The organism is Corallococcus llansteffanensis (assembly GCF_003612055.1).
GTDB classification, from domain to species: Bacteria; Myxococcota; Myxococcia; order Myxococcales; family Myxococcaceae; genus Corallococcus; species Corallococcus llansteffanensis.
On record NZ_RAWB01000689.1, the window covers coordinates 1 to 4743 of the forward strand.

Below are 4743 nucleotides of genomic sequence, written 5' to 3' on the forward strand. Positions count from 1 at the left end.
GTGGAGGAACGGGGGTGGGCGTACCGGCGGAGGCAGCCGGAGGGGACAGTGCTGTACGAGGCGGTGAGGGAGAGCCTTGCCACGCTGCTGGCGGAGGCGAGCGACGTGGGGCGCGGCCTGCCCCGGTACGTGGAGCGGGACTTCGCCAGGTACCTTGAGTGCGGCGTGCTGGTGCACGGATTCGCGCGGGTGCGCTGCGAGAGTTGTAAGGACGAACTGCTCGTCGCCTTCTCGTGCAAGGGGCGAGGGGTGTGCCCCTCCTGCAACGCGAAGCGGGCGCAGGTGACGGCGGTGCACCTGGTGGAGCGGGTGCCGCCGCACGTGCCCTACCGTCAGTGGACGTTGTCCTTTCCGCACCGGGTGCGATGGGTACTGCTGAAGGAGAAAGGGCTGCTCTCGGACGTCCTCACCCTTTTCCTGCGAGCGGTGTTTGCCCTGCAACGTCGCAGGGCACGGCGGCAGGGCGTGCGCGGTGGACAGATCGGGGCCGTCTCTTTTCTCCAATTTTTCGGCTCGGCCTTGCAAGTAACCCCTCACGACCCTGCGCTGGTGCCGGAAGGCGTCTTCGTGCCGGGGAGGGCAGCGTGCGCTTCGAGGCGTTGCCGCCGCCCACACAACGTGAGGTGGAGCGGCTGCTGAAGGTGGTGCGTCACCGGGTGCTGCGCCTGCTGGAGAAAAGAGGGGCCCTGCCCGCGCAAGGGCCTGAGGACGCGCTGCAGGCGTACCAGGCGCACTCCCTGCAGCAACGGCTGCGCTGGACGGAGGTGGACGTCCGGCCCCCTGCACGCAGCAAGCGAGGTCACGACGGGGACGCGTCCAGTCAGGGAGACACCGGCATCGACCTGACCCACCACGTTCAGGGGGGCCTGGCGCCCGTCGTCCGCGTCCGCTGACTGTTCCTCGCGGTGGTTCCATGACGTGATGGCTCTTGGAAGGGAGCACCGGGCCATGGCGGAGAAGCAGGACTGGGGGCGGGAAGCCCCCGCGCAAGAAGTGTGGGCCCGCGTGGAAGCGGCAGGGACACCCGGGTGGCGGCGGGAACTGGCCTCCTGGTGGCAGGGCATCTCCGGGCAGGGCGTCCTCTTCCACGAGGGAGACCTGGAGGCCGACTCGCTCGTCATCGGTCCCCTGCCGCTCGTCGTCTCCGGCAGCGTCCGGCTGAAGGGGTTGCTCGAGGATGGCCACGCGGCGGACCACACCCTCCTGGTGGTGCTGGGAGACCTGGAGGCGGAGAACGTGGCGACGTTCTCCGCCATGTTCATCGCGGGCAACGTCCGGATTCGGGGGCTGCTCTTCGGCGACTCGTTCGGGGATGACGTCTTCTGTGTCGGCGGAGGGCTGAAGGCACGCACCCTCGTCGAGCAGCACCACCACATCCATGTGCACGGCCCGCTGGACGTGGACGTGCTCGTGGGCGACAAGCTCACCGCGCCGGAGAAGCCCCGCAAGAGGCTGGAGCCGCACGAGGCGCTCCTGCCGGGTGCCTTCTCCGTGGAGGACGAGGACGAGGACGAGGGCGACGTCACCGACTCCACGCTGGACCGGAAGGGGCTCCTCGCGATGCTGCGCGCGGGGCAGCCCCTGCTGGGGGACACCCGGCTCAATCCCGTGGAGAAGGCCATCGCCGCCGTGAAGGAGAAGGCGGCGCGGGGCGAGAAGGCGACGCGACTGGTGCTCGCGCAGAAGAAACTGAAGGCCATCCCCGAGGAGGTCTTCTGCCTCACCGGGCTGGAGAGCCTCTCGCTGGACACCAACGACATCGCGGAGATTTCCCCGCGCATCGGTGAGCTGCGAGCGCTGAAGAGCCTCAGCCTGGAGAACCTGCCGCTGACGACGCTCCCCGTGGAGCTCTGCCGCCTCCCCGCGCTGAAGAAGCTGAGCGTCCGCTACTGCAACAACCTCACCCGGCTCCCGGACGCGTTCGGCGAGCTGGAGGCGCTGGAGGAGCTGGACCTGGACGCGATGGCGCTGGAGGACTTCCCCGAGGTGCTGACGCGGCTGCCTCGGCTGAAGAAGCTCTGGTTCTGGCGCTTCTTCAAGATGACGCCGGGCCGGGTCCAGGTCCTGGTGGACGGGCTCGGGCGGATGCCGAAGCTGACGCACGCCGGCTTCCTCCAGGGGGAGCTGTCCGCGCTGCCGGGGGGACTCGCGCCGCTCGCCCGGCTCAAGCAGTTCAAGCTGGGGCTGGACCGCGTCCCCGAGCCGGAGCTGAAGCGACTGGAGGCGGCGCTGCCTCCCGGACGGCTGCACGTGGGGTATTAGCACCGGCACGTGCCGCCTCGAGCCGACACCCCAGCGTCATGCCGCGGAACGGCGGAGCCACTCCTCGAACCGCGTCGGCCCGACACGCGCCGTGTTGCCCGGCGTGAGCGACTGGTCGTCCAGCACCACGCCAAAGTAGCGCGCGTGAGCGTCGGCGATGACCTTGCGCCCGTCCTGCTTCGCGTTCATGAAGCGCTGGACCACGTCGACGAGGCGCACGCGCTCCGGCCCGGCCACTTCGACGGTGCCATTGACCGGCGCGCCCAGCGTCGCTTCGGCCACCGCGTCCGCCACGTCGTCCGACGCGATGGGCTGCATGAGCGCCGTGGAGAGGCGCACCGTGTCCCCTTCCGTTCCCGCCTGCGCGATGCCGCCCATGAACTCGAAGAACTGCGTGGAGCGCACGAGGGTGTACGGAATCCTGCCGGCCTTGATGAGGTCTTCCTGCGCCAGCTTGCCGCGGAAGTAGCCGCTGCCCAGCAGCCGCTCGGTGCCGACCACCGACAGCGCGACGTGGTGCTTCACGCCGGCCTTCTCTTCCGCCGCGAGGAGGTTGCGCCCTGACTTCTCGAAGAACTCCAGCACGGCCTTGTCCTCGAACGACGGTGAGTTCGCCACGTCGACGACCACCTGCGCGCCCGCGAGCACCTCCACCAGCCCCTCGCCGGTGAGAGCGTTGACTCCCGAGCTGGGCGCCGCCGCCACCACGTCGTGGCCCAGCCCGCGAAGCCGCTTCACCAGCTTCGTTCCGATGAGGCCGGTGCCTCCGATGACTACGATTTTCATGTTCGCCTCTCCGTTGACGGCGGGAACGTACGGAGGGAAGGATGTGGCAGCCATGACAGATAGCCCGGAATTTCTGCCAACTTCCGGCGAGCAGCGCACCGTGCTCTTCGTCGCCTTTCCCGACATGGGGTTGCTGGACCTGACGGGGCCCCAGACGGTGTTCTGGGCGGCGTCGAAGGCCCTGGTGGAGCAGGGATTGCCGGGGTACCTCCGCCACACGGTGAGCCTGGACGGAGGGCTGGTGCAGACAGCGGAGGGCGTCGCGTTGCAGACGTCGCCGATCGCCGCCTTCTCACGCGTCCGGGTCGACACCGTCATCGTCCCGGGCTCGCCGGATATTGAAGACGTGCTCGCTCGCTCGGAGCAGCTGGTCGGCTGGCTGCGGCGGAAGGCGAAGGCGGCCCGCCGCACCGCATCGGTCTGCAGCGGCACCTTCCTGCTGGCACAGGCCGGACTGCTTCACGGCAAGCGAGCGGCAACACATTGGGCCATGTGCGACCGGCTGCGCGAGCGTTTCCCCTCCATCGAAATCGACCGTGACGCGCTCTTCGTCCGTGAAGGTTCCGTGTGGACCTCGGCCGGCGTCAGCGCGGGAATCGACCTCGCCCTGGCACTGGTGGAGGCGGACCATGGACGTGACGTCGCCATGAAGGTGGCCCGGGAGCTGGTCGTCTTCCTGAAGCGGCCTGGCGGGCAGTCACAGTTCAGCGAGCTGCTGCGCTCCCAGACGAGGGACACCGCCGCCTTCGACGAGCTGCACCTGTGGCTCGCGGGCAACCTGGGCCGTGACGACCTCACAGTGGAAACGATGGCCGCGAGAGCCAGCATGAGCCCGCGCAACTTCGCACGCGTCTACAAGCAGAAGACCGGCCGCACCCCGGCGAAGGCCGTGGAAGTCCTGCGGCTGGAGGCGGCCCGGCGGTTGCTGGAGGAGTCGAAGCGCAACGTCGACCAGATTGCCCGGATGTGCGGCTTCGGGAACGAGGAGCGGATGCGGGTGACCTTCCAGCGCAACCTCTCCACCTCACCGAGGGACTACCGGAAGCGGTTCGCGACGTAGCGTGCCTCGGCGGGACTGCGCGCGCCTCCTGCGCTGGCCGTGGGCGCCGTGGCGATGTCGTGAAGTACCTGGTGCAGGGCGCCGGGCACCTCGCGAACGACGGCGCTCCCTCTCTGCGTGAGCCGTAGCCGCCCGACCGGGCGGGATGCATGAGGGCGCGGGGTTGATGGGCCCCCCTCATGCGGCCCGTGGCTCCCTCAAGCAGGTGCGCAGGAGGCGAGCGCGGGGCTTGAGGCAGCGGCCAGGAAGGAGCGGATGAAGGAGAGGACACCGCGAGTGGACTGACGCCGAGTTGCTCAGGAGGACGTTCGACTTCGACGTGTTCGCCTGCGTGAGGTGTGGAGGCAGGCTCAAGGGTCTTGGCGTACGTGAAGGGGGCCCCCGGGGTGCGGGCAATTCTGGAGCCCCTGGGCTTGCCCACGGCATGTGCGAGGTGGGCCCCGGCACGAGGGCCACCCCAGGCCGCGGGGTGTTGAGGCTCAAGAGGCGCCAAGAGGTCCAGGCCCCTGCTACGCACCTGAGGGGAGCGCGGTCTGGGCAGGCGTGTACCCCAAGGGGGCTCAAGCGGCCTGTCCACCGGACGGGAGCATCACTCGGGCGGCCCCGTCAGCGGCCCTCCTCGGCCCCTCTGCACC

The 4743-nt window shown here is 69.4% G+C and carries 5 protein-coding genes; 4 read left to right on the forward strand and 1 reads right to left on the reverse strand.

Annotated features, from left to right (window positions below; translation table 11 throughout):
* Positions 1 to 171 precede the first annotated feature (171 nt).
* From D7V93_RS47770 to D7V93_RS38200, 3 genes are read left to right on the forward strand one after another with little or no spacing between them, the layout of a single operon-like run.
* Positions 172 to 639: a transposase zinc-binding domain-containing protein gene (locus tag D7V93_RS47770; protein ID WP_372338403.1), complete on the forward strand. Its 468-nt coding sequence runs from the start codon at positions 172 to 174 to the stop codon at positions 637 to 639.
* Complete coding sequence (locus D7V93_RS46260) at positions 585 to 893, forward strand: hypothetical protein (protein ID WP_208723288.1); 309 nt, start codon at positions 585 to 587, stop codon at positions 891 to 893. Before D7V93_RS47770 ends, D7V93_RS46260 begins: the two co-directional genes overlap by 55 nt.
* 55 nt (positions 894 to 948) lie before the next feature.
* On the forward strand, positions 949 to 2262 hold the full coding sequence (locus D7V93_RS38200) for a leucine-rich repeat domain-containing protein (protein WP_120648008.1): 1314 nt from the start codon (positions 949 to 951) through the stop codon (positions 2260 to 2262).
* A 36-nt stretch (positions 2263 to 2298) separates the two neighbouring features.
* Here the strand turns inward: D7V93_RS38200 and D7V93_RS38205 are convergent, their stop codons facing one another.
* Entirely contained in the window at positions 2299 to 3048 is a 750-nt protein-coding gene (locus D7V93_RS38205; RefSeq protein ID WP_120648009.1) for an SDR family oxidoreductase, read from the reverse strand.
* A 52-nt stretch (positions 3049 to 3100) separates the two neighbouring features.
* Here D7V93_RS38205 and D7V93_RS38210 point away from each other — a divergent pair, with 52 nt between their 5' ends.
* A complete protein-coding gene (locus D7V93_RS38210; RefSeq protein WP_120648010.1) occupies positions 3101 to 4108 on the forward strand; it encodes a GlxA family transcriptional regulator in 1008 nt (335 codons plus the stop codon).
* The last annotated feature ends 635 nt before the right edge of the window (positions 4109 to 4743 follow it).

What these genes read in the sequence shown, in the direction of transcription:
- D7V93_RS38200 (WP_120648008.1), top strand. Translation starts at nt 949, where the DNA reads ATGGCGGAGAAGCAGGACTGGGGGCGGGAAGCCCCCGCGCAAGAAGTG.
- D7V93_RS38205 (WP_120648009.1), bottom strand. Translation starts at nt 3,048, where the DNA reads ATGAAAATCGTAGTCATCGGAGGCACCGGCCTCATCGGAACGAAGCTG.
- D7V93_RS38210 (WP_120648010.1), top strand. Translation starts at nt 3,101, where the DNA reads ATGACAGATAGCCCGGAATTTCTGCCAACTTCCGGCGAGCAGCGCACC.